The organism is Leptotrichia rugosa (assembly GCF_041200005.1).
GTDB lineage: Bacteria > Fusobacteriota > Fusobacteriia > Fusobacteriales > Leptotrichiaceae > Leptotrichia > Leptotrichia rugosa.
This window is the reverse complement of the sequence record NZ_CP165644.1, coordinates 1,833,991-1,855,595: the sequence shown is the minus strand read 5'-3', so window position 1 is coordinate 1,855,595 and position 21,605 is coordinate 1,833,991. Positions and strand designations below refer to the sequence as shown.

The following is a 21,605-nucleotide window of genomic DNA, read 5'->3' as shown; positions in this document are numbered from 1 at the left end:
GTTCACTTATGGCTGTTTCTAAAATTTACTATTTTGGGAACGGTCATTTTTTATTAAAAAAATTTAGATAGGAGAACTATGGCTATTGATATTATTAGAATTCTAGCTTTTATTTTTATTGTATTGCTTCATACAGTAAATATTCAATACGGTGTAAATATATGGATTTTGTTATATGGCGTAATTTCTATAGGGGTTAATTTGTTTATAATGATTAGTGGGTATTTGCTTCTAGATAAATCAGAAAAAATGTCAGTTTTTTTTAAAAAAAGAATTAGGGGGATATTTCCACTTTTCATATTTTTCAATATAGTTTATATTTTTGTAAATAAAGTAAAAATAATGCCAGTATTGCAAGGAAAGGAAATTGTAGCTCCACATTTTTGGTATATTTATATGATTTTGGGTCTTTACTTTATCACACCTTGGCTTCAAAAAGTTCTGAAATTTGCTAAAAAGGAAACTTTTATAATATTAGTTTTATGGTTTTTGTGTAGCATTTTAAATCCACATTTCATAAAATTTGATCTTCCAAGAATTCCATTTTCACATTTTCCAATAACAGAATTTATAGGCTACTATATTTTGGGTTATTACATAAAAGTCGATAGAAATAAAATAAAAAAAGTACCTTTTTCTATAATAATTATAATTTATTTAATCGGATTTTTTATAAGTGCAATTTCCACAAAATATGTTTTATTAAAAACAGGAAACAGAATCAGCGACTTTTTTGATAAAAATTCACTTGGAACATTTTTTATGACAGTTTCATTTTTTACTTTTTTTATAAAACTTGATTTTAAAAATAGAAATGAAGCAGTTAAAATTGTCTCAAATTCAACATATTTTGCATTTTTAGTACATTTATTAGTTTTAAAAATTGTTGTGAAATTTAGTGATGAAATGATTTTTAAATCTTTTACTACAGTGATTATCAGTATTTTACTTGGAATAATTTATGAAATATTTGTAAGAAAATTTTTTTTAAAAATAAAATTATAAATTTTATAAAAATATTGTTTTAAATATAAAAATATTTTATTTACAAAATAACATTTATTACAAAAAAGGTTGATTTTTTCTCAAATTAAGGGTATTATTTTAGAGTAATATGATTTTGTAATCATATTTATTTTAGTATAATTTAAAAAAATATGGACAACAAAACTTGTCTATATTATAGAAGGAGAGAAAATGAGTATAAAAAAAGATTGGGCGGCAAAAGTCGTGAAAAGAGAAAAAGTTGCAAATAAAACTTATGAGCTGACTGTTTCAAAACCTGAAGGATTTAAATATGAAGTGGGGCAATATGTTAATTTTAAATTTCCAGAACCATATTTTGAAACTGAAGACAATATGATGAGACCACTGTCTATTGCTTCACATCCTGAAGAAGATGTACTAAAATTCGTAGTTCGTGAAAGTGAAAGCGATTTTAAAAAGATGTATAAAGAAATTAAAACGGGAGATCCTGTTTCACTTTTTGGACCACTTGGAAACTTTATTCCAGTAGAAATTCCTAAAGATCAAAATATAGCTCTTTTAATTTCAGGAATTGGAATTGCGCCAGTATTGCCATTTTTCAAAAAATTGAAGGATGAAAAACATGAAGGAAAAATTAAATTATTTTACAGCAATCGTACGCCTGATATTGTAACTTATGACAAAGAATTGGAAAATTATCCACTTGGCGATAATTACGAATATATAAAAGTTTTGACAGGAGTTCAAAAAAGAATTGATGGAGATTTTATTGAAGCTCATGTTGGAGATCTGAATGACTATGTTTATTATATCGTAGGAACTAAAGAATTTATTAAATCAATGAGAGTGGCATTAAAAGATAAAGGTGTTGACAATAAAAAAGTAAAAATTGATAATTTTGGATAAAAAAAGAAGGTTGTCGAAAAAGACAGCCTTTTTTCTTTTTATTGATTTTTTGAATAAATACTTTTTATAAGATCATTTCAGATTAATCAGAGAAATTTTTATCATTTACTTCTCTAATTTCATTTTCACTCTTTGCCACAACAATTGTACAGACAGCGTCTCCTGTAATATTTACAACTGTTCTAAACATATCAAGAATTCTGTCAACACCGATTACAACTCCAATTCCTTCAAGCGGCAATCCAGCTTGTTTTAACACAAGTGACAACATAAGCATTCCAGCTCCTGGAACTCCTGCCGTACCGACTGAAGCTAATACCGCTGTTAAAATAATCCCAATATATTGTGTTGGTCCCAAATGGATACTATAAAGGTTTGCGATAAATACTGCCGCAACTCCTTGCATAATCGCAGTTCCATCCATATTTACTGTCGCTCCCAATGGAATTGTGAATGAGCTAATTTCTTCTGAAACACCGAATTTTTCTGATAGTGTTTCAATATTTACTGGAATTGTCGCATTACTGCTCGATGTAGAAAATGCTACTGAAACAACGTTTAAAAAGTTTTTGAAAAACTTAATTGGATTCATTTTTGCCATACCTACAAGCATTATTTGATAAACTCCTGTGTGAATTACAAAAGCTATTAATGTCACGACAACAAATCCTATTAATTTAACAAGCACATCTATTCCTGTTGAAGCAACTACTTTTGAAATTAGTGCAAAAACTCCAAGTGGAGCAACTTGCATTATAAGTTCTACCATTTTTAATACAAGTTCATTTGCTTCTTCAAGTAAAGTCTTTAAATTTTTAACTTTATCTCCCAAAGCTGTAATTGCAACTCCTAAAAGCAAGAAGAATATTATTATAGCAAGCATTTTTTCCTCTGACATCGCATTTACGATATTTTTTGGAATCATATCAAGCAACACGTCAATAAGTTTGCTCTGCTGAGCAATTTCATATTCTCCTTTTGGAAGATTTCCGTGAATCATTCCTTTTCCAACATTAGTAATTTTTGCTACAAATAGTCCAATAGCTACGGCAATCGCAGTAGTTGCAAAATAAAATCCTAAAACTTTTGTCCCAATTCTTCTAAGTTTTTTTACATCTCCAATGGAAGCTGCTCCCATCGCAAGTGAAATAGAAACAAGCGGTACAATCATAACTTTCATAAGATTGATAAACATTCCTCCAAAAAACGCAAGAATCGAATCAATAACAACATCTTTCACAAATGGATTTTGTGAAAAAGGACTCAAAATTAACCCAAATACAACCCCAAGTGCCAGTCCAATCATAATTCTGGTTGTCAAACCAAATTTTTTCATAAATTTTTTAACAGTATAAAATACTGCCTCCTTTCCAAAATTTTGTAATATATCCTGTATTTTAACTTTTTATGAAAAAATTTACAACCTATTTTGAAAAATTTTATTATTTTTAAATATTTTTTTAATATATTTATTTTCTTTTAAATTTATTTCATCTAATATTTCGTTAACTTTATCGCTAAAAAACATTCTGATTGTGTAAAAAATATGTGAGAAAATATATATTTTTCGCTGTGCTGGTGTAAACATTGATGTATTTCATCTATTTTTTGTAATTTTTCTATTTTTTATAAACAGATAAATAATTTCCATAAGCAACATTACACTCCAAAACATCAAATAGAATGCTCTATTTTTTTTATACTTTGTTTCCAATTTTTTACTTAATTCTAAATTTAAAGAAATATTTTCATCTAAATCTCCTGTTTTATCTAATTGATATTGATATAAGATTTCTTTTTTACTCCCAAATTTATCAACAAAATACTCAGCATCCTGTAATTTTATTTCTTTTAAACCTAATCTTTTTTCTAAAGTTTTCTCATCTAAGTTATATTCAATTTTATTGTCGTTAATGAAAAAATATGTTTCTGGTTTAACACCATATTTTCCTTCGTAAGAATCTGTTTCTTCTATATAACCAACCCAAGTATTATTAATTTTAGCTAATCCATTTAAATACAAAATCAAATCTTCAGGCTTTGTCTTATCGACAAGTTTATAAACTTCATGCTCTGAATCCGAACTCAAAGTTCTTTTTATCAAAAAATTTTGTGATATTTTAATCTCACTATTACGGTTAACTGTGTCATAAGGAAAACGAAGATACCTAACAAATAATAATGATAAAATTGTAAATGCAATAAGAAAATTAAACTTTCGTTTTGAAACAAAAAACCAGAAAGTTAATAAAATTAATATTGGAATTATAAAAGGGGATAACAAGACAAATCCCCAAGTTATATTTGTATCTGCAAGCATATTTTCTCCTTAATTTCTATATATTTATGACCCTTTTATTTTTCAGAAATACTTTTTAAAAAACTCTCATAAATCTCAAGTTTATCGTCAAGATTTTGTAAATATTTTTGCCACTTTTCAATTTCTATGTTTACATATTTTTTATGGTTTGTCAAAATTTCCATTCTTTCTTTTATCGTTTCGTTCCCCTCATATCGTAAATCAGAATATTTCTTAATTTCACTCAATTTCATTCCCATGTCTTTTAATCTTTTTAACATTTTTATCCATTCAATATCAGTTTCATCGTATATTCTTCTATTTTTCTCATCTCTTTTTACACGAAACAGCTCCTTTTTTTCATAAAACCTTATTGTATATGGAGTTAAGCCTGTTTTTTCTGAAAATTCCTTTATTTGCATTATTTTTTGTTCATTCTTTTTCATTTTATTTTCTCCTTTCAAAAAACTCTTGACTTATACTATACTCTAACTGCTATCCTTTATTTATCAAATTTATGAAGGTAATAACTATGAAAACCAATATAACAGGAGCAAGTTCGGGAATAGGAAAGACTGTGGCTCTAAAATTTGCAGAAAGAAATAAAAATCTTGTTCTAATTGCACGAAGAAAGAATTTACTAGAAGACTTAAAAAGCGAAATTTTGAAGAAAAATCCTAATTTGGACATTATTGTAATAGATTTTGACTTAACTGATGTCGGTAAAATCCCTGAACTATATTCAAAATTAAACAATTATCACATTGAAACTTTAATAAACAATGCAGGTTTTGGAATGTATGGCGATGTAAGAGAGCAGCCTTTAAATAAAATTTTAGATATGCTTCATCTCAATGTAGAAGCATTAACTTTGTTATCTTCCTTATACGTCCAAGATTACCACAACAAAAAAGGAGCTCAATTAATCAATATCTCCTCAGCAGGAGGCTACACAATCGTCCCGAACGGAATTGTCTACTGTGCTACAAAATTTTACGTAAACGCCTTCACAGAGGGACTCGCACTAGAATTAAAGCAAAATAACGCACAATTAAAAGCAAAAGTCCTAGCACCCGCTGCAACCAAAACTAACTTTGGAAATGTCGCAACTGGTAAAACTGATTTTAATTATGATAAATCTTATCCAAATTATCATACAGCGGAAGAAATGGCAGATTTTCTCATTCAACTTTACGAAAGCGACAAAACTGTCGGTTACATCAGCCGTGAAACTTTTGAATTTGACTTATCCGATGGATTTTTTCAAAATGCGTTTAGTTCTAAAAATAATGTGAAATTTTAAATATTAGTTTTTATCGTTGATTTTCCTAAAAAAATATTATAAAATATAAAAAAAATTATTATTATGGGAGTGATTTTATGAAAAAATTTATATTTTTATTTTCTTTGTTAATTTGCAGTTTAAGTTTTTCTGACACTAATATTGACCAAATATCTTCTGAAGTTTGGAGATGCCCTTATTCTGTTGACAGAACTTTTAAGGGACTTACTTATATAAAATTCTTGAATGAAAATGGCAAGCCGTCTATTTCAGTTAGCATATTGGATAATCGCGCAGCATTAAAAACAGGAAAAGTTTCGCTTGAACTTTCACAATTAGATTACGAAGTAAAAGAAAATGAAAATTCTATCTATTTTACAAACTTGAGTGACAAAACACAAGTTTTTTCAAATTACAAATTATCTTATTCATTTGATAAAAAAAATAGACCTAAAATGGATTTATATCGTATTTCAGATAACAAAAAACTTTGCAGTCTTATAACAAATTAAATTATCAAAAACACAAAAATAATCAATAATTTTTAAGCAACGATTTCTTAGTGATTTTCGTTGCTTAATTTTTTTCCGACGGTTTTACGATTGGGTTTTTCCGACGGTTTTTTTACCAATCGAATTTAATAATATTTTCTCAAAAATCCCTATCTTTAAGTATTTGAAGCAATTTGTTTATATCATTTTTCCGACGGTTTTTATATATCTGATATTTCTAGTTGCCCCTATTTTTTGTAATATATCATTTTTCACCAAATATCTTAACAAATCTCTCGCACAGCTTTCTTTTATATTCAAAAGTTTTTCTAATTCCAATCGTGTAAGTTCATCATTAGTTTCAAAAAACTCTATTATTTTTTGAATTTGCACTTCTAAAATCTTTCTTTTTTTGATTTCAGCTTTAATTGTAGATTCCCTATTATTTAAATTTTTTATAAAATCATAATTTAAGTTTTTCATTACCACTCTAAATCCATTAAAATCTGAAAAAAATTCAACTAATTTTGTTTTCTGTATAATCATAGATTTATAATATAATTCTATATACTTTTATTTTTTATGTATTCCTCAACATAAAAGTTACCAAATTCTTCCATTGTATCGAGGACAGGAATCAATTTTTTTCCTTTCTCTGTCAAAAAATATTCAACTCTAGGAGGAACTTCAGGATAAACTTTTCTTCCCACGATACCGTCTTCTTCAAGTTCCCTTAACTGTTTAGTAAGTGAACCTTGAGAAATATTCGATAAAAACTTTTTGATTTCACTATATCTTCTGGCTTCATTTTTTAAAAACCAGATAATTGTTATTTTCCATTTTCCTGCAAAAATTTTTTGAGTATAATTTATTCCACATATTCTATTATTCTTTTCAATATTCTTTATTTTGTATTTTTTTAAATCTTTCATTATAAAACCTCCTCATATCACAAAAGTACATTTTTTAATACTATGTCATTTTTTATTGCCTACTTCAATATTTAGTGTAAATGTATTATAATATTTTAAAACAAAAAAATCAATAAAAATTGAGAGGAGAATAATAATGAAAGAAAACAGAATAACAAAAATTCTAGGAATCAAATATCCGATAATACAAGGACCAATGGCATGGCTAACAGATGCAAAACTAGTAGCAGCCGTTAGTAATGCCGGTGGACTAGGAATTTTAGGACCTAGTGCAGGTCAAACAACAATGACGCCTTCTCCACAGGAAACAATGGAAAGAATGAGGGAAGAAATTAGAAAAACAAGAGAATTAACTGACAAACCTTTTGGTGTTGTAATAATAGTAGATGTAGATATGAAATTTACAAATCCTCTTTTAGATATGATAATTGAAGAAAAAGTTCCAGTTGCACTTGTAAACGGAGTCGCAGGAATGGATTTTGAAAGTACATTTAAAAGATTAAAAAATGCTGGGATTAAAATAGTCTTTAGAGGGGAACCAACTGTTGAAAATGCTAGAACTATAGAAAAATTAGGAGCAGATGTATTTGTTGCAACAGGATTTGATGAAGGAGGAATGCTTCCAGGAGGGCAGATAGGAACTTTTTCAATAGTACCTTTAATAGTAGATTCTGTAAAAAATATTCCTGTTATGGCTGCTGGAGGAATTTCTGATATACGTGGTGTCAGAGCTGCATTTGCACTTGGAGCTGAAGGAGTATTTCTTGGAACAAGATTTTTAGCTACAGAAGAAGCAAGAACAGCACAGAATGTAAAAGAACTGATGCTAAAAACAAATGCTGAAGATTTACATATTTTTAGAACATTGCCTCACTTTTACAGATCTATTCCTACAAAACTATCGGCAGAATTAGTTGAAATGGATAAAAACGGTGCTACAAGAGAAGAACTGTTCTTAAAACAGGGTGGAGGGAAAAATATGAAACTCGGAATGCTTGATGGGGATGAAAATGGATACATTTCGGTTGGTTTAGGAGTAAGTTTTATTAAGGAAATTAAATCTGTTAAAGAAGTTGTAAACGAGTTAATGGCTGATTTTATTGATTAATTAGAGAGGTGTCTCATAAGTTAGAAATAATCCCAAAAACATATATATTATATATTCTTAGAAATTAAAGATGTTTGTTTTTATTAATTTTATAAAAATAATCATATATAAAATCTATGATTTTGTATTTTTATTCTCCTTATAAGACAGCCTTTTTTTATTTCATTTTTCTAATATCCCCATTCCCATAAAACGCAATTCCCAGTTGCCCCACCATCACAATCCAAATCAGCGGCTCGCAAATCATTACTCCAAAATAACCCAATTTTGGCACGATAAAAATTACGAAGATTATTTTTCCAAAAAATTCGATTATACTTGAAACAAGAGGGATTAATTTCTCTCCAAGAGCCTGTAAAGCGTATCGCAAGTTAAAGAGGATTCCTAGTATTGTGAAAAATGGAGAGGCGATTTTTAGGTAGGTTGAGCCGTTGCGGAGTACGATTTCAGATTCAGAGCCTGACATTAGGTGAATCATATTTTTGGAAAATAAATATACAAAAATTGTGATTCCAATTGCAAAAATTATGTCCATCATATTAGCGTAAAATACGCCTTTTCGGATTCTGTCTACTTTGTTTGCACCTTTATTTTGGGAAACGAAAGTTGCAAGTGCAAGTGCTATTGTAGTTAGCGGAATGTTGCAAAATCCCATAAGTTTTCTTGCCGAAGTATGTCCAGCGATAATCAAGTATCCAAACCCATTTATCGCATACTGTAAAATAAGCGTTCCCATAAGTACAATTGCAATCATAAATCCCATAGAAAGTCCCTGTCCAAGCAGTTCCTTGTACAATTTTTTATCAAATCTGAAATGTTTTTTTCTAGGTATTAAAATTGGCTCTTTTACGTAAATGTAGATAATACTTAAGATAACTGAAATTGCCTGTGCAATAACTGTTGCAACCGCAGCTCCTCCAATTCCCATTTTAAGGGAAGTTATAAAATAAATATCAAGAAAAATATTTAAAATTGAGGCAATTACCAAAAATACGAGCGACATAAAGCTATTTCCGATTGCACGTAAAAGTCCTGACGACAGGTTGTAGGAAAAAGTTACGCCAATAAACATTGTTATTATGTTTATATATTCAAATGCTTCTTTTATAATATTTTCAGGCGTATGCAAAATTTTTAGCAGTGGCATAAGAATAAACCGTGATAAAATCATTACTCCCACAGTAATCCAAATTCCAATAACAATTGAACCAGCTACAGACTTTTTCAAAAGATTCTTATTATTCGCCCCATAATTTCTAGCTGTAACCATACTAAGCCCATTTCCAATTCCTAACGCAAATCCAAAGATTAGTTCAAAAATAGCAGCCGAAGCCCCAATAGCCGCAAGCGAGTTATCTCCCAAAGTATGCCCCACAATAGCAATATCCGCCATATTGTAAAGCTGCTGAAAAATATTCGACACAAGTATCGGTATCGAAAAAATCAGAAGCGACTTCAAAATATTATCATTTATCAAATCAACCGAAAAATTAAATTTTTTCATTTTTTGTCCTTTCTTTTTGTTTTTAAATCATAAATTTTTTATTTTTATTTTAAAAATAGTTTTTTGTAAAAAATATAATTTTTCTATTTTTCTAAAAACTCTTTCATATCTGTAAACATTGGTATTTCCAGTTCAACTTCCTTTTTGCTTGCAGGATGTGTAAATTTTACCTTGTAGGCGTGCAAAAATTGTCTATTTATTCCAAGTTCTTTATTTAAGCCATTTCCATAAAGTTCGTCTCCTATAATTGTGTGTCCGATGGATTTCAAATGCACACGAATTTGGTGCGTTCTTCCTGTAAAAAGCTCACATTCCACAAGCGTCACATTTTTTTCATGATAAGTTTTCAACACTTTTACAGCCGTTTTCGCATACTGACCTTTCTCGTCAATAATTCTCTCCAAATTATCACCATCTCGAAAAATCCGTCTTTCGATAATTATTTTATTTTTTTCATCTTTTTCAAAATTTTGCTTCTCCTCAAATTCTTCATTCTCAATTTTTCCAACTTTTCTAACTTTTTCAACTTCAGCTTTCAAATTTTCTTTCTCAAAATCCTGAATTTTATGATTTTCCTCATCTTTTGCCAATTCATCTTTAATTCTAGAAATTTCCTCATCATCAATAATTCCATCCACAATCGCCAAATATTTTTTCTCAAAAATCGAAAAATTTTGTAAAAATGCCTGTGCAAAACTGTTTTTGGCAATAATAATCAGTCCAGATGTATTCATATCGAGCCTGTTGTAAAATCGTGGCACTCGAACTTCACCATATTTTTCCAAAAAATGATTTACGATTCCGTTCGCAAGTGTAAAATCAGCTTTTTTCTGTGTCGGATGTGTCAATAAAAATGGCTCTTTATTCACAACCAAAATATCTTCATCTTCAAAAATAATATCAAGTGGCAATTTAATAGGCTTAATGTCCGTCCCCTTTTTCTTCTCCACAACTCTCAAATTTCCGTGTGACGGCAATTTCTTAGTTAATCTTACCTGCTTTCCATTCAAAAAAACTTCCACATTTCTCAAACTTCTTCCCGAATAATTCTGTACTTCCCGCAAATACTGCGAGATTTTCATCCTCTGATGTTCCTTTTCTATCCTAAATTTTTTCATTATTTATACACATCCTTTTTACAAATTTATTTTTTAATAAGCTTTTAGTTTTAAAAATAAGTTGCTAAACAAATCTATTATTATACCATCTTCCCATTTAAATAATAAAAATCAGAAAATTCATTTAATTAAAGCTTTTTTTACAAGATTGTACTATTTATAATCTATGTACTTATAGAATATTTTTTAATTAAAGTTAATTATTAAGTATCCATATAAGGGATTTTATTTAGAGTTATGAAAAACTACTTATTGTTAATAAATGTTTTTTCATAATTCTATGTTTTCTCTTTTTATAAAGCAAGGGAAATCAATCGCCATTTCCCTTCATTTCGCAATAATAGTTATTCTAACATATTTAAATAATGATATATTAAAGAGAATGGCGAATGTGCTACGCACTAACCCTGACTCGTCTAAGTATTTTTTTGAAATATTCACAAATTTTATTTGGGAAAGTAGTCTAAACATTTATTATTTGGATAAAACCTTGATTACTACGAAAACGAAACTCGCTGACGCTCACTTTCGCAAACGAAGATTAGAACAACTTTACAAAATTTATTTGCTATGAAGGTTCTAGCGAAAGAAACACATTTATGTGTTTAGTCGTTTTCATTCCAAAAAAATCACGACATTCTATATTAAATTATAAAAATTATTATATTTAAATTTTAGGTTTTACATTTGGAAAATATTAAATAAGCAAAATTTCGTTAAAGGAAAAATAACTGTCTGAGCGTAGTTTTTACGAAGCGAGTTTTATTTTTTCTTTATAAGAAAGTTTTGCGTAAAGCGGGGTTGTAAGGGCATGGCGTCTGATGCCCTTACGTTAAAAAAACATATAAATGAAATAAGAAAAAGCATTTATTAATCATAATATTTATAAATAAAAGTACAAAAGTCTTTAAGATGGATACTTAAAAATTAGATTTAATTTTTTAAATGAGGGTGTTAGTATAAAAGATTTTTATTATTATTTTTCAAAATAATTATCAGTTTCCCATTTTTAAATTCCACACTAGCCTCATTTTCAAGAATAACATTGCTCACAAGTCTGGAACTTTCCCTTTTCACATCAATTTTATCCGTTTCAAACTTAAAGCCCTTCAAGGTTAATTTTTCAACTTTTTCAGTAATTGGAATGATTGAAAATTCATATTCCTTTTTGTTTTTTAGTATAAAAGACTTTTCTGCATAAAAAATTTCTTCATTTTCCTGCAAAAAAACAAGATTTTTATACTTTTCCATTATGAATAGGTTGCTTAAAGTCATGTCAATTCGTTTCCCAAGTCCACCAACAACAAATATTTTCTCAACAAAATTCTTATTTTTCGAAATTTTATTAATTTCTTTCAAAATCAGCTCAAAATCTGTAAAATCCTTGTCTTTTGGGAATTTTTTTATCAAAATATTTTTACTTTTATAATATTCCAAAACTTTTTTCTCAATCGAATCCAGATCCCCAATAATCACTTCTGGTATTTTCCCATATTTAAATGCAGAATTTGCCCCGCCATCTGCACAAAAGCAAACTGCATTTTCCGAAACTAATTTATCCATAAATTCCTGCGAATACTTATATTCACCATTTAAAAAAATTACATATTTTTTCTCCATTTTTCTCCCTTCAAATCAAGAAATATACTCAAACCTATTTTAAATTAAACTGCTAAAATTATATAAATTTAAGGTTTGAGTAAAATAGTCATAGCTTTTGAGTTTAGTTTTAAATAAGTTTTACCATACAATATATTTATTATACTGTTTTATCTGATTATTTACAAGATTGTAAAAAAATTCCTTTAAATTTCAGGAATCTCCAAAACAACCTTAAATCCTCCATATTCACTATGTTTCATCATAACTTTACCATTATGGACATCAATAATTTGCTTTACGATAAGAAGTCCCAAACCGTGCCGCTGTTCTGTCGTATTTTTATCACAAACCATATAATGTGGGGCATTATTGAGTTTTTCCAGCTCTTTGTCAGAAACTCCTATTCCATTATCTTCAACACAAATTATGCAATTTTTTTCATCTTCTTTTACTGATATATAAATTGTACATCCATTTTCGTTGTGATTAATACTGTTTTGAATTAAGTTCGACAAAGCTCGTTTTATCAAATTACTGTCGATATTGGCAAAGCAAGATACAAGTTCATTTTTCGTCTTCCACTCTATCGGAAATTTTTCATCGATATCCATATTCAAAAAATCAACGACAACTTGCCTAACTACTGCTATTAGATTTTCTTTTTTCTGCTCAAAAGGCTGCATATTATATTCTAACTTTGAAGCAAGATTCAAATCATTTATTAAATTTTTTATACGCTCACTTTGTTTCAAAATAACAGAAAGCTTTTTTTCCGTTTCATCTGATAAATTTAAAGATGTTTTCAATTGGCTTGTGTAGCCCATTATCATTGATAGTGGAGTACGAATATCGTGAGAAACTCCTGCAATCCAGTTGGCTCGTGCCGTGTCTTTATTTCGCAATTGTTCCCTTTGATTTTGCAAAATTTCAGAAGTTTTATTTATACTTTTTGCAAGTTCTGATAAAACGCCTTTTTCTTTAACATGTACAGGCGTATCTTTAGGCAAATTTTGTATGCCTTTTATTATTGGATTTACAGAACTTAAAAGTTTAGAGTTGGAAATAATGTATATCAAAAATATAAAAATTATGTTTAGACAAAAAAGTATAAGTAAAAATTTTGGAATATTTTTGACAAGTCCGTATTTCCAGTTGGCTACTGGGTATTTCCAATAACTATTTTTAGGATAGCCTAGCACGAGTAAATTATTTTCAACTTTAGAAGTGAAAACAGGATAATTTTTTATATAGGCATGTGAAAATATGGCAATATCAGATATTGAGTATTCTTTTGGAATATCATCAGGTAAATTGTCTGTTTGCCATATAACTTTTTTTGAATCATTGTCAATCAAGATTGCCCATATATTTTGTTTTTTTAAGTCAGCAGTCATTTCGTCAGGCAAAGTGTATTTACCATTTTCAAATTTTAACATATCTGCTACTTTAAAAGTATAGTTCATGGGAGGATTTTTTGATACATATTTAAGAATCCATAATCCGTATAAAAAAATATTTAAGAATAGAAGTAGGACAAAACTTAATATTAAGGTTATTATAAAACGACGTATTAGTTTTAGTATGCTTTTCATATTATTTTCCCTCCACAATTAGTTTGTAGCCTAATCCTTTCATTGTTATTAATGACACAGGATGGGAAGGGTTAATTTCAATTTTTTCTCTAATACGTCTTATATGTGTCATCAGTGAATTTGTATAAACATAGGCATTTTCGCCCCATACAGCTTCACACAATGTATCTATAGTTACAATACGTCCAGCATTTCGGTAAAGAGTCTGTAATAATTCATATTCCTTTGCGGTTAACGGTATATTTTTATTATCTTTTATAATTTCTCCACAAGAAAAATCAATTTGACAGCCATTTAAATTTACAATTGGACTTTCTTTTTTGTAAGTTCGCCGCAAAATAGCAGTAATTCTAAATAAAAGCTCTTTTGGCAAAAAAGGCTTTACAATATAGTCGTCCGCCCCCAATCCAAAGCCTTTGAATTTATCCTCATCTTCTCCACGTGCTGTAAGAAATAATATTGGATAATCACCAACTTTTCTTAACTTTTCCAGTAATTCAAAACCGTTCCCATCTGGAAGCATAACATCCAGTATCGCTAAATCAGGCTGTTTTTCTTCAACGCATTTCATAGTTTCTTTCACACTTTTTGCAGTCTGTATATTTTTATACCCGTAATCAGCTAAAATTGATATAGTCATATCTAAAATTTCCTGCTCATCATCAACAATTAAAATACATTTATTTGTCAAATATTTTTCAATCATTTCAAAATCTCCTTTTATTGCTATTTAAAATTTTATCAATTAATTATAGCATATAAATTAATTTCAGTTTTTTATTTTTTAAAAAAGTAAGGTAAATGTAAAGTAGAGAGAATGTTATCGTAAGGTTGATGTGGTAATATATGAGTGTAGGAAAGGAAGGAAGTATAAAATAAATATAAAAAAAAATTAATAGATGAGAGGAAGATTATTATGAAAATGGAACTAATAAAAAAATTAAGTGATGATGTTTTTGCAGATAAAAAACAACATTTAATGGCTAGCAGAATAGCATTAATTATGAGCGTAGTACCTATTTTAAGTCAAGTTATGTCAATATTTAAGGTAAATTATGTAATAGCGCATATGTTTGGTGCAGTAAATGCCTTGTGTATTCTATGTTCTTTCGTGTTATCTGTTTTATGTATAAAAAATCAAAAAAATCGTAATTTTATGAATGTTTGCTCAATAATAATAAGTGGATTTTTTATGCTTGTTGCTGCAGTGTTGATGGTTATAGGTTTAATTTATACTATTGCCTATGTGGTAAAACATTAAAAGAATTAGGAATTTTTGTATAATATTGTTTCAGATATTTGAATTTCATATTATATGAGTGAAAAATGAAAATTTATATATTTATTTGGAATAACAGAATTAATTGTGAAATATTAAAATAAATAGAAATAAATTTATTAGATTTGTTTAAATAAAGGAACTGTCTCAAAAATGATTAAAATTTTGAGACAGCTTTTTTTTGTCATAAAACAGCAATGTTTATATATTTTTAAATCATATTATTATTTTCAAAAATTTCTTCTAAATTCTTACTATTTTTCTTAAACTCAGTTCCTTCCAAATATTTCTCCAAATAATCTTCATCTTTTGCAGTTTCCAATTTTATTTTTTTGGCAATAAATGTATTTTCTAATTTTTTTAAATTTTCCTTTTTTAGAGCAGGATTTTTGATTTCTTCGTTTATCATCAAAATATTTAGAAATAGCAAAGTTTCTTTTCGTTCATTATATTTTCTGATGTTATCAGGAACATTACTGTTTCCAATGTTTTTTATATATTCCAAAACTGCTTTTTCAATTTTTCCAGTATTATAATATTTTCTTGCTTCTACAAGCGTGTAGGTCAAATTCATTGAATGAATGTCCTCATCAGACAGGCCCAGCTCTTTTTTCACATTTTCATCTTTTAATAAATTTAACACTTTTTTTATTTGTGCTTGCCTTTGTATTTTGTCTTTTGTTGTATAAATTTTTATCATTTCCAAAATCGGCGTATTTTTATATTTTTCTTTTAACTGAGAATAATATTCGTCATATTTTTTTTGACTTCCATAACTTCGCTCATAAACCATTTTAGCAAAAGTTTTCTCAAAGTCATAAGGTGTGTATTTTACAAATAAATCCAAGTAATTTTTATAATCTTTTCCAATTTTTGATTCATAGATTGTAATAATATTCTCAGCAGCAACATAATTTCTTTCATCCTTTTTCAAAATATCTGAAAATCGTTGTAATATTTTCCCAATGACAACTTCATCAGTTTGAAAAGCCACAATGTCTCTCGCATCATAATCAGCTTTTACCGTTTCGTTAATAATTTCTTGATTAATTCCCAATTTTTGCAAACTATTTTGTATTTTTTCTTCTCTTGTAAAAGAAAAAGTTAAAATACTTAAAATCAAAAATTTTATCAAAATTATTTTTTTCATCAAATTCTCCTTTTTTATTATTTAGATTTTTATTTATCAAATTATTTTATTTGAACTCCTTCCAATTCTAACAAAAACTGCTTTATATGAAGTCCCCCGCCATAACCAACCAATTTCCCATCGGCACCAATCACACGATGACATGGAATAAAAATTGAAATTTTATTTCGATTATTCGCCATTCCAACTGCACGGACAGCTTTTGGATTATTGATTGCGATTGCGATGTCTTTGTAAGAACGAGTTTCGCCATAAGGAATTTTTTCAAGAGCACTCCAAACAGAAATTTGAAATGGTGTTCCTTCTTTCAAAAATGGCAAATCAAAATTTTTTCGTTTTCTTTCAAAATATTCAAAAAGTTGTTTTTTCGCTTGTTTAATCAGTTCAGTTTCACAAATTTTAAAATCATTATGTTTTTTAAAATCTTCAAAATCTGATTCCCAAATTAAATCTGTGATATGAGAGTCATTTTCCGTCGTAGCAATTCCAATTTTTCCAATTGGAGTGTTTGTTTCATAAAAATAGATGTTTTTTTTCATTGCGTTTACTCCTTAATTTTCATTTATAGTAAAACTACTTTAAAACTAAACTCAAAAGTTATGGCTACTTACTTAAAATCCAAATTTATACAATTTTAATAGTTTTATTTTAAATAGGTTCGAGTGTACAATTGATTTAAAAAAATTAACTTCAAATTACAAAAAATTTTTCATAAATTATTCTCTCTCAAATTTTATTTCAAATTCTTTTCCAAAAAACGCAATTCCAATTTTTAAAATATTGTCAATTCCAGCATTTTTCAAAATCGAAGTATACTCTTTTTCTTCAATTTGATTTAGTGCAACTTCACATTCACTTAACAATTTTTCGTGAATCTTTTCTGAATTTAATTTCAAATTATCTATATTTATTGCTTTTAATTCAATGATAATTCCTTCTTTTCTTTCAAAAATATTTTTAGGTTTCAAAAGTAAATCATATCGACCTTTTCCTGAAAAATTATTTGATGAAATTTCATATTCGTTTTTTAACATTAAGATTAGTCCTAACATTAATCCATGATAAAACTGCTCTTTATAAATTCCGATTACATCAAAAATACCAATATTTTCTAATAAGATTTTATTCAATTCAAATTTAAATTTTTCAATGTTTCCAGTTGTAAGTGCATCAGTCATATCTAGAAAGGTTTCAGAATCTTTGAAATAAATTTCGATAAACATTTCTGAAAACATTTCTAGAATTTCTTTGTTTGGAATTTTAATACTAGCATTTTTTTTCATCACATCATACTTATCAGCCAAAGTCAAATATCCACTATGAAAAAATAGATTCCAAATATTTTTTCCAAAATTAGTTTTCAAATTTTCAAAAGTCATATTGTTGTTTATTCTTTTAAGAATACTTTCTTTATTTAATAATTTTGAAAAATCATCAAAAATATCATTTTTTAATTTTTGGAGATATAATTTGATTAATCCATTTCCGCTTGTATTTACCCAGTAAGATTTTAAATTTCCACGATTTAAAAAATTAATAATCGACCAAGGATTATACACTTTTTTTTCGCCAAATAAATACCCATTGTACCATTTTTGAACATCATTTAATTCATATTTTAAGTCAAAATCTTCAAGAGATTTTTCAACTTCATTTTCCATAATTCCAAAGTATTCTGTAAATTCATCATCTAAAATTGTGTGAACTTCCAAATTATTCAATCCCGAAAAGACATTTTCCTTTGCAACCCGTAATATTCCAGTTAAAATTCCCATTTCCAAATAATTATTATCTTTCAAAACTTTTCCATAAAATGCTTTAAAAAACGCAATACATTTCTCATAATTTCCTTTTATATAGGAATCAATTACTGGCTGGTCATATTCATCTATCAAAACAACAACTTTTTTTCCAGAAAGTTCGTACAAATATCTAGTCAAATTAAACAAGGAATTAATCCAGTCAGCATTATCTTTTTTCAGCCAAATAGCGTCAAAATCTGCCAAGTCACTTTGATTTAAATTATCTCTTATCAAATAAAATTCGTTATACAGCAATTTTATTTCGTTTTTAATTGTGTTAAATCCACTTTCCCAGTTTTCTGCATCATAATTTTTAAAAGAAATAGAGATTACAAAGAAATTCCCCTGTTTTTCAAAATATTCACTTTTAGAAATTTCTAAATTTTCAAATAATTTTTTGTTTTCGTTTTTATTTTTAATGTCAAAAAAGTACTTTAACATCGAAATATTTAAAGTTTTTCCAAATCTTCTCGGACGAGTAAATAATTTAACTTTTGAGCCATCTTCTAAAATGTTTTCTATAAATTTTGTTTTATCGAAATAGTAGTAGTTATTTTCGATAATTTCTTTAAAATCAGATATTCCAATTGGTAATTTCTTTTTTTTGCGATTTTTCATCTTCATTACCCCTCCTTTTTATTTATAAATAATTTTATTGTTTTAACTAAGTGAATATATTATAATATGAATTATAAAAAAAGTAAATTATTTGATTATTACAAAATAGATTGTATAGTGAAATACAATAAATTTAGAATAAAAATATCGTATTAATTATTGTAATTTGAAAAGTAAAAGGGAGTAAAAAAATGAATTTATTTGACAAAGCATATGAAAATAAAAAGCCACTTGCATTTAGATACCGTCCGAAAAGTTTGGATGATTTTTATGGTCAGGAAAAATTGGTTGGAGAGAATGGAATTTTGAGGAAGATTATTGAGCATGGAAATTTTATGAATGCGATTTTTTGGGGAGCACCGGGAACGGGGAAAACGACTCTTGCGGAAATTATTGTTGAAAAAATGAATTATCATTATGAATATTTGAATGCGATAAAGGCATCTGTGACTGATATAAAGGAGATTTCTGATAAGGCACACAACAGATTTCAGACGAACGGACAGCAGACACTTTTGTTTTTAGATGAGATTCATAGATTTAATAAGTTGCAGCAGGATTCGCTTTTGCAGGACTTGGAAAATGGGAATATTATTTTGATTGGTGCGACGATTGAAAATCCTTATTATAACTTGAATAATGCGTTGTTGTCACGATGTATGGCATTTGAATTTAAAAAATTGAGTGAAAAAGATTTACTTGAAATATTAAAAAATATTAATGAAAAAGAGAAAATTGGAATTTCAGATGAGATTTTGAAGTATATTTCAGAGATTATTGAAGGGGATGCAAGACAGGCTATAAATATTTTGGAATTAATTGCGAATGTTGGGGTGGATTTTACGCTTGATGAAGTGAAGGAAGTGCTGAATACGAAAAAATCTTATCACAAGACGGAAGACAAGTATAACACGGTTTCTGCAATGATAAAAAGTATTCGTGGAAGTGATCCTGATGCAGCTGTTTACTGGATGGCAAAAATGCTCTCTGGTGGTGAAGATATTTTGTATATCGCTAGAAGGCTTGTAATTTTGGCTTCTGAAGATATTGGACTTGCAAATCCACAGGCGTTACCAATTGCTGTGGCAGGGCTTAATGCAGTAAAGGAAATTGGAATGCCAGAAGCAAGAATAATTCTCTCAGAAGTTGCAATTTATTTGGCGATTTCTCCAAAGAGTAATTCGGCTTACAATGCGATAAATTTAGCACTTAGCCATATTGAAAATGAAAAAATTCAAGATGTGCCAACTCATCTTACAAAAGTTGGTAAAAAAGATTATAAATATCCTCACAACTATGAAAATCACTATATTGATCAAGTCTATATGAATGAAAAAATAAAATTTTATGAATTTGGCAACAATAAATTTGAGAGGGCGGCTGCGGAATATTTTAAGAAAATAAAAAATAAAGCAAAATAATTTGACTATCAAAATAATTTGTGATAAAATTAAACATATGTAAAAATTTTTAACAAAAAGATATCAAGAAGTCGTAGGCTTTCTACAAGTGGGAGATGAATTGCTTTTTTTGTAAAAAAATTGAAAAAAGGATACACCTATGATACAATTTTTGTGTAAAATATTTAAGAGAAGTCATTAAAAATAATATTCAAAATTAAAAGGAGGTGTAATTTTATGAAATATAATTTAGCATTCAGATACAGAATTTATCCAAATAAGGAGCAGGAATTATTGATAAACAAGACTTTTGGATGTGTTCGTTTTGTTTACAATACGATCTTGTATGCTGCAAATAAATTTTATGAAGAAACGGGGAAAAATAAAATAATTACACCTGCCAGTTTGAAAAGTGAAAACCAATTTTTGAAAGAAGTTGACAGTCTGGCACTTTCAAATGCTCAATTGAATGTAAAACGATCGTTTACAAATTTTTTTCAGAAGAGAGCGAAGTTTCCAAAGTTCAAATCTAAAAAGAATAATATTAAAAGTTACACAACAAATTGTGTAAATAATTCGATACGAATTGAGGAAAACGAATATTTGGTTTTGCCAAAATTGAAAAAAGTAAAATTGAAATATCATAGAGAAATACCAAAGGATTATAGAATAAAGTCGGTAACATTGACAAACAGTAATGGAAATTATTATGTTTCTGTTTTGACGGAATTTGAAAAAGAAATTCAAAAAATGCCAAGTAATGATAAAGTGATTGGACTTGATTTTTCAATGCCTGAATTATTTGTCAGTTCTGAAAACCAAAGGGCTGATTATCCAAGATATTTTAGGATGCTGGAGAAAAAATTAAAAAAATCACAGAAATCATTATCAAGAAAAGTAAAATTTTCTAAAAATTGGTATAGACAAAAAGCGAAAATATCAAAATTACATGAGTATATTAAAAATTGTCGAAGAGATTTTTTGCATAAATTATCGAAAAAATTGTCCAAAGAACATAATGCTGTGATTGTCGAGGATTTGAATATAAAAGGGATGAGCCAGACATTAAATTTTGGAAAAAGTGTAGGAGATAATGGATGGAGAATGTTTTTGAGAATGCTTGAGTATAAACTGATGTTTTTAGGGAAACAATTTTTGAAGATAGATAAATGGTTTCCGTCATCGAAAACTTGCAGTAAATGTGGAAATGTTAAAGAGGAACTGAAATTATCGGAAAGAAGTTATAAATGTGAGTGCTGTGGGATTGAAATTGATAGAGATTACAATGCGGCATTGAATATAAGAGATGTTGGAAAAGAAATGTTGAAATATTAGGAAATAAAAAAACAGGTCAGGAACTGCCCGAAGAGCTTGGTAAATATATTTGGCTAACAAAAGCAGATACTTCCCAAGAAGCTCCCGCTTCTAAAAGCGGGAGTAGTTCACTAAATTAGTAAGATCTCTAAAAGTAATCAAATAGGAGTTTTTTGCTATTAAATCCAATAGGATTTATGTCAATTTTATATTAAATTATA

At 28.0% G+C, this 21,605-nt stretch carries 21 protein-coding genes; 8 read left to right on the top strand and 13 right to left on the bottom strand.

The window, feature by feature from the left end:
• The first annotated feature begins 78 nt into the window (after positions 1-78).
• Together AB8B22_RS09445 and AB8B22_RS09440 are read left to right on the top strand one after the other, a co-directional pair.
• Positions 79-1,005 (top strand): acyltransferase, encoded by a 927-nt coding sequence (locus tag AB8B22_RS09445; protein ID WP_369710919.1) that lies wholly within the window; start codon positions 79-81, stop codon positions 1,003-1,005.
• Positions 1,006-1,197: 192 nt separating this feature from the next.
• A complete protein-coding gene (locus AB8B22_RS09440; protein ID WP_369710918.1) occupies positions 1,198-1,893 on the top strand; it encodes an FAD-dependent oxidoreductase in 696 nt (231 codons plus the stop codon).
• Between the two features lie 82 nt (positions 1,894-1,975).
• Here the strand turns inward: AB8B22_RS09440 and AB8B22_RS09435 are convergent, their stop codons facing one another.
• The 3 genes from AB8B22_RS09435 to AB8B22_RS09425 form a co-directional block, all read right to left on the bottom strand.
• Positions 1,976-3,229, bottom strand: a complete 1,254-nt coding sequence (locus AB8B22_RS09435) for a dicarboxylate/amino acid:cation symporter (RefSeq protein WP_369710917.1) — start codon at positions 3,227-3,229, stop codon at positions 1,976-1,978.
• A 261-nt stretch (positions 3,230-3,490) separates the two neighbouring features.
• Entirely contained in the window at positions 3,491-4,213 is a 723-nt protein-coding gene (locus tag AB8B22_RS09430; protein ID WP_369710916.1) for an endonuclease, read from the bottom strand.
• Between the two features lie 35 nt (positions 4,214-4,248).
• Entirely contained in the window at positions 4,249-4,638 is a 390-nt protein-coding gene (locus AB8B22_RS09425; protein WP_369710915.1) for a MerR family transcriptional regulator, read from the bottom strand.
• An 86-nt stretch (positions 4,639-4,724) separates the two neighbouring features.
• Here AB8B22_RS09425 and AB8B22_RS09420 point away from each other — a divergent pair, with 86 nt between their 5' ends.
• Together AB8B22_RS09420 and AB8B22_RS09415 are read left to right on the top strand one after the other, a co-directional pair.
• Complete coding sequence (locus AB8B22_RS09420; protein ID WP_369710914.1) at positions 4,725-5,495, top strand: SDR family NAD(P)-dependent oxidoreductase; 771 nt, start codon at positions 4,725-4,727, stop codon at positions 5,493-5,495.
• Between the two features lie 77 nt (positions 5,496-5,572).
• Positions 5,573-5,986: a hypothetical protein gene (locus AB8B22_RS09415; protein ID WP_094079700.1), complete on the top strand. Its 414-nt coding sequence runs from the start codon at positions 5,573-5,575 to the stop codon at positions 5,984-5,986.
• Positions 5,987-6,163: 177 nt separating this feature from the next.
• Here the strand turns inward: AB8B22_RS09415 and AB8B22_RS09410 are convergent, their stop codons facing one another.
• Together AB8B22_RS09410 and AB8B22_RS09405 are read right to left on the bottom strand one after the other, a co-directional pair.
• Positions 6,164-6,511: a glutamyl-tRNA amidotransferase gene (locus tag AB8B22_RS09410; protein ID WP_369710913.1), complete on the bottom strand. Its 348-nt coding sequence runs from the start codon at positions 6,509-6,511 to the stop codon at positions 6,164-6,166.
• A 17-nt stretch (positions 6,512-6,528) separates the two neighbouring features.
• A complete protein-coding gene (locus tag AB8B22_RS09405; protein ID WP_018450686.1) occupies positions 6,529-6,897 on the bottom strand; it encodes a winged helix-turn-helix transcriptional regulator in 369 nt (122 codons plus the stop codon).
• A 112-nt stretch (positions 6,898-7,009) separates the two neighbouring features.
• Between AB8B22_RS09405 and AB8B22_RS09400 the strand changes: the two genes are divergently transcribed.
• Entirely contained in the window at positions 7,010-8,005 is a 996-nt protein-coding gene (locus tag AB8B22_RS09400) for an NAD(P)H-dependent flavin oxidoreductase (protein ID WP_369711953.1), read from the top strand.
• Between the two features lie 157 nt (positions 8,006-8,162).
• Here AB8B22_RS09400 and AB8B22_RS09395 read toward each other — a convergent pair whose 3' ends face one another.
• From AB8B22_RS09395 to AB8B22_RS09375, 5 genes are all read right to left on the bottom strand, one after another.
• Positions 8,163-9,509 (bottom strand): MATE family efflux transporter, encoded by a 1,347-nt coding sequence (locus AB8B22_RS09395; RefSeq protein WP_369710912.1) that lies wholly within the window; start codon positions 9,507-9,509, stop codon positions 8,163-8,165.
• An 83-nt stretch (positions 9,510-9,592) separates the two neighbouring features.
• A complete protein-coding gene (locus AB8B22_RS09390) occupies positions 9,593-10,627 on the bottom strand; it encodes an RluA family pseudouridine synthase (protein ID WP_094079704.1) in 1,035 nt (344 codons plus the stop codon).
• A 954-nt stretch (positions 10,628-11,581) separates the two neighbouring features.
• Positions 11,582-12,247, bottom strand: a complete 666-nt coding sequence (locus AB8B22_RS09385; protein WP_369710911.1) for a thiamine diphosphokinase — start codon at positions 12,245-12,247, stop codon at positions 11,582-11,584.
• Positions 12,248-12,432: 185 nt separating this feature from the next.
• A complete protein-coding gene (locus AB8B22_RS09380) occupies positions 12,433-13,692 on the bottom strand; it encodes a sensor histidine kinase (protein WP_369710910.1) in 1,260 nt (419 codons plus the stop codon).
• 130 nt (positions 13,693-13,822) lie between these two features.
• Positions 13,823-14,527 carry a response regulator transcription factor gene (locus AB8B22_RS09375; RefSeq protein ID WP_369710909.1) on the bottom strand — a complete coding sequence of 235 codons (705 nt, stop codon included), beginning with the start codon at positions 14,525-14,527 and terminating at the stop codon, positions 13,823-13,825.
• 210 nt (positions 14,528-14,737) lie between these two features.
• Here AB8B22_RS09375 and AB8B22_RS09370 point away from each other — a divergent pair, with 210 nt between their 5' ends.
• Positions 14,738-15,082 carry a hypothetical protein gene (locus AB8B22_RS09370; RefSeq protein WP_036060094.1) on the top strand — a complete coding sequence of 115 codons (345 nt, stop codon included), beginning with the start codon at positions 14,738-14,740 and terminating at the stop codon, positions 15,080-15,082.
• Between the two features lie 229 nt (positions 15,083-15,311).
• Here the strand turns inward: AB8B22_RS09370 and AB8B22_RS09365 are convergent, their stop codons facing one another.
• The 3 genes from AB8B22_RS09365 to AB8B22_RS09355 form a co-directional block, all read right to left on the bottom strand.
• Positions 15,312-16,250: a hypothetical protein gene (locus AB8B22_RS09365; protein WP_369710908.1), complete on the bottom strand. Its 939-nt coding sequence runs from the start codon at positions 16,248-16,250 to the stop codon at positions 15,312-15,314.
• Between the two features lie 41 nt (positions 16,251-16,291).
• Complete coding sequence (locus AB8B22_RS09360) at positions 16,292-16,789, bottom strand: methylated-DNA--[protein]-cysteine S-methyltransferase (RefSeq protein WP_369710907.1); 498 nt, start codon at positions 16,787-16,789, stop codon at positions 16,292-16,294.
• Between the two features lie 177 nt (positions 16,790-16,966).
• Positions 16,967-18,670 (bottom strand): AAA family ATPase, encoded by a 1,704-nt coding sequence (locus AB8B22_RS09355; RefSeq protein ID WP_369710906.1) that lies wholly within the window; start codon positions 18,668-18,670, stop codon positions 16,967-16,969.
• Between the two features lie 191 nt (positions 18,671-18,861).
• Here AB8B22_RS09355 and AB8B22_RS09350 point away from each other — a divergent pair, with 191 nt between their 5' ends.
• Both AB8B22_RS09350 and AB8B22_RS09345 read left to right on the top strand, forming a co-directional pair.
• The gene (locus AB8B22_RS09350) at positions 18,862-20,091 is read left to right on the top strand and encodes a replication-associated recombination protein A (RefSeq protein WP_369710905.1); all 1,230 of its coding nucleotides are present in this window, start codon (positions 18,862-18,864) and stop codon (positions 20,089-20,091) included.
• A gap of 216 nt (positions 20,092-20,307) precedes the next feature.
• Entirely contained in the window at positions 20,308-21,405 is a 1,098-nt protein-coding gene (locus tag AB8B22_RS09345) for an RNA-guided endonuclease TnpB family protein (RefSeq protein WP_369710904.1), read from the top strand.
• Positions 21,406-21,605: the final 200 nt, after the last annotated feature.

What these genes read in the sequence shown, in the direction of transcription:
- AB8B22_RS09445 (WP_369710919.1), top strand. Translation starts at nt 79, where the DNA reads ATGGCTATTGATATTATTAGAATTCTAGCTTTTATTTTTATTGTATTG.
- AB8B22_RS09440 (WP_369710918.1), top strand. Translation starts at nt 1,198, where the DNA reads ATGAGTATAAAAAAAGATTGGGCGGCAAAAGTCGTGAAAAGAGAAAAA.
- AB8B22_RS09435 (WP_369710917.1), bottom strand. Translation starts at nt 3,229, where the DNA reads ATGAAAAAATTTGGTTTGACAACCAGAATTATGATTGGACTGGCACTT.
- AB8B22_RS09430 (WP_369710916.1), bottom strand. Translation starts at nt 4,213, where the DNA reads ATGCTTGCAGATACAAATATAACTTGGGGATTTGTCTTGTTATCCCCT.
- AB8B22_RS09425 (WP_369710915.1), bottom strand. Translation starts at nt 4,638, where the DNA reads ATGAAAAAGAATGAACAAAAAATAATGCAAATAAAGGAATTTTCAGAA.
- AB8B22_RS09420 (WP_369710914.1), top strand. Translation starts at nt 4,725, where the DNA reads ATGAAAACCAATATAACAGGAGCAAGTTCGGGAATAGGAAAGACTGTG.
- AB8B22_RS09415 (WP_094079700.1), top strand. Translation starts at nt 5,573, where the DNA reads ATGAAAAAATTTATATTTTTATTTTCTTTGTTAATTTGCAGTTTAAGT.
- AB8B22_RS09410 (WP_369710913.1), bottom strand. Translation starts at nt 6,511, where the DNA reads ATGATTATACAGAAAACAAAATTAGTTGAATTTTTTTCAGATTTTAAT.
- AB8B22_RS09405 (WP_018450686.1), bottom strand. Translation starts at nt 6,897, where the DNA reads ATGAAAGATTTAAAAAAATACAAAATAAAGAATATTGAAAAGAATAAT.
- AB8B22_RS09395 (WP_369710912.1), bottom strand. Translation starts at nt 9,509, where the DNA reads ATGAAAAAATTTAATTTTTCGGTTGATTTGATAAATGATAATATTTTG.
- AB8B22_RS09390 (WP_094079704.1), bottom strand. Translation starts at nt 10,627, where the DNA reads ATGAAAAAATTTAGGATAGAAAAGGAACATCAGAGGATGAAAATCTCG.
- AB8B22_RS09385 (WP_369710911.1), bottom strand. Translation starts at nt 12,247, where the DNA reads ATGGAGAAAAAATATGTAATTTTTTTAAATGGTGAATATAAGTATTCG.
- AB8B22_RS09380 (WP_369710910.1), bottom strand. Translation starts at nt 13,692, where the DNA reads ATGAACTATACTTTTAAAGTAGCAGATATGTTAAAATTTGAAAATGGT.
- AB8B22_RS09375 (WP_369710909.1), bottom strand. Translation starts at nt 14,527, where the DNA reads ATGATTGAAAAATATTTGACAAATAAATGTATTTTAATTGTTGATGAT.
- AB8B22_RS09370 (WP_036060094.1), top strand. Translation starts at nt 14,738, where the DNA reads ATGAAAATGGAACTAATAAAAAAATTAAGTGATGATGTTTTTGCAGAT.
- AB8B22_RS09365 (WP_369710908.1), bottom strand. Translation starts at nt 16,250, where the DNA reads ATGAAAAAAATAATTTTGATAAAATTTTTGATTTTAAGTATTTTAACT.
- AB8B22_RS09360 (WP_369710907.1), bottom strand. Translation starts at nt 16,789, where the DNA reads ATGAAAAAAAACATCTATTTTTATGAAACAAACACTCCAATTGGAAAA.
- AB8B22_RS09355 (WP_369710906.1), bottom strand. Translation starts at nt 18,670, where the DNA reads ATGAAAAATCGCAAAAAAAAGAAATTACCAATTGGAATATCTGATTTT.
- AB8B22_RS09350 (WP_369710905.1), top strand. Translation starts at nt 18,862, where the DNA reads ATGAATTTATTTGACAAAGCATATGAAAATAAAAAGCCACTTGCATTT.
- AB8B22_RS09345 (WP_369710904.1), top strand. Translation starts at nt 20,308, where the DNA reads ATGAAATATAATTTAGCATTCAGATACAGAATTTATCCAAATAAGGAG.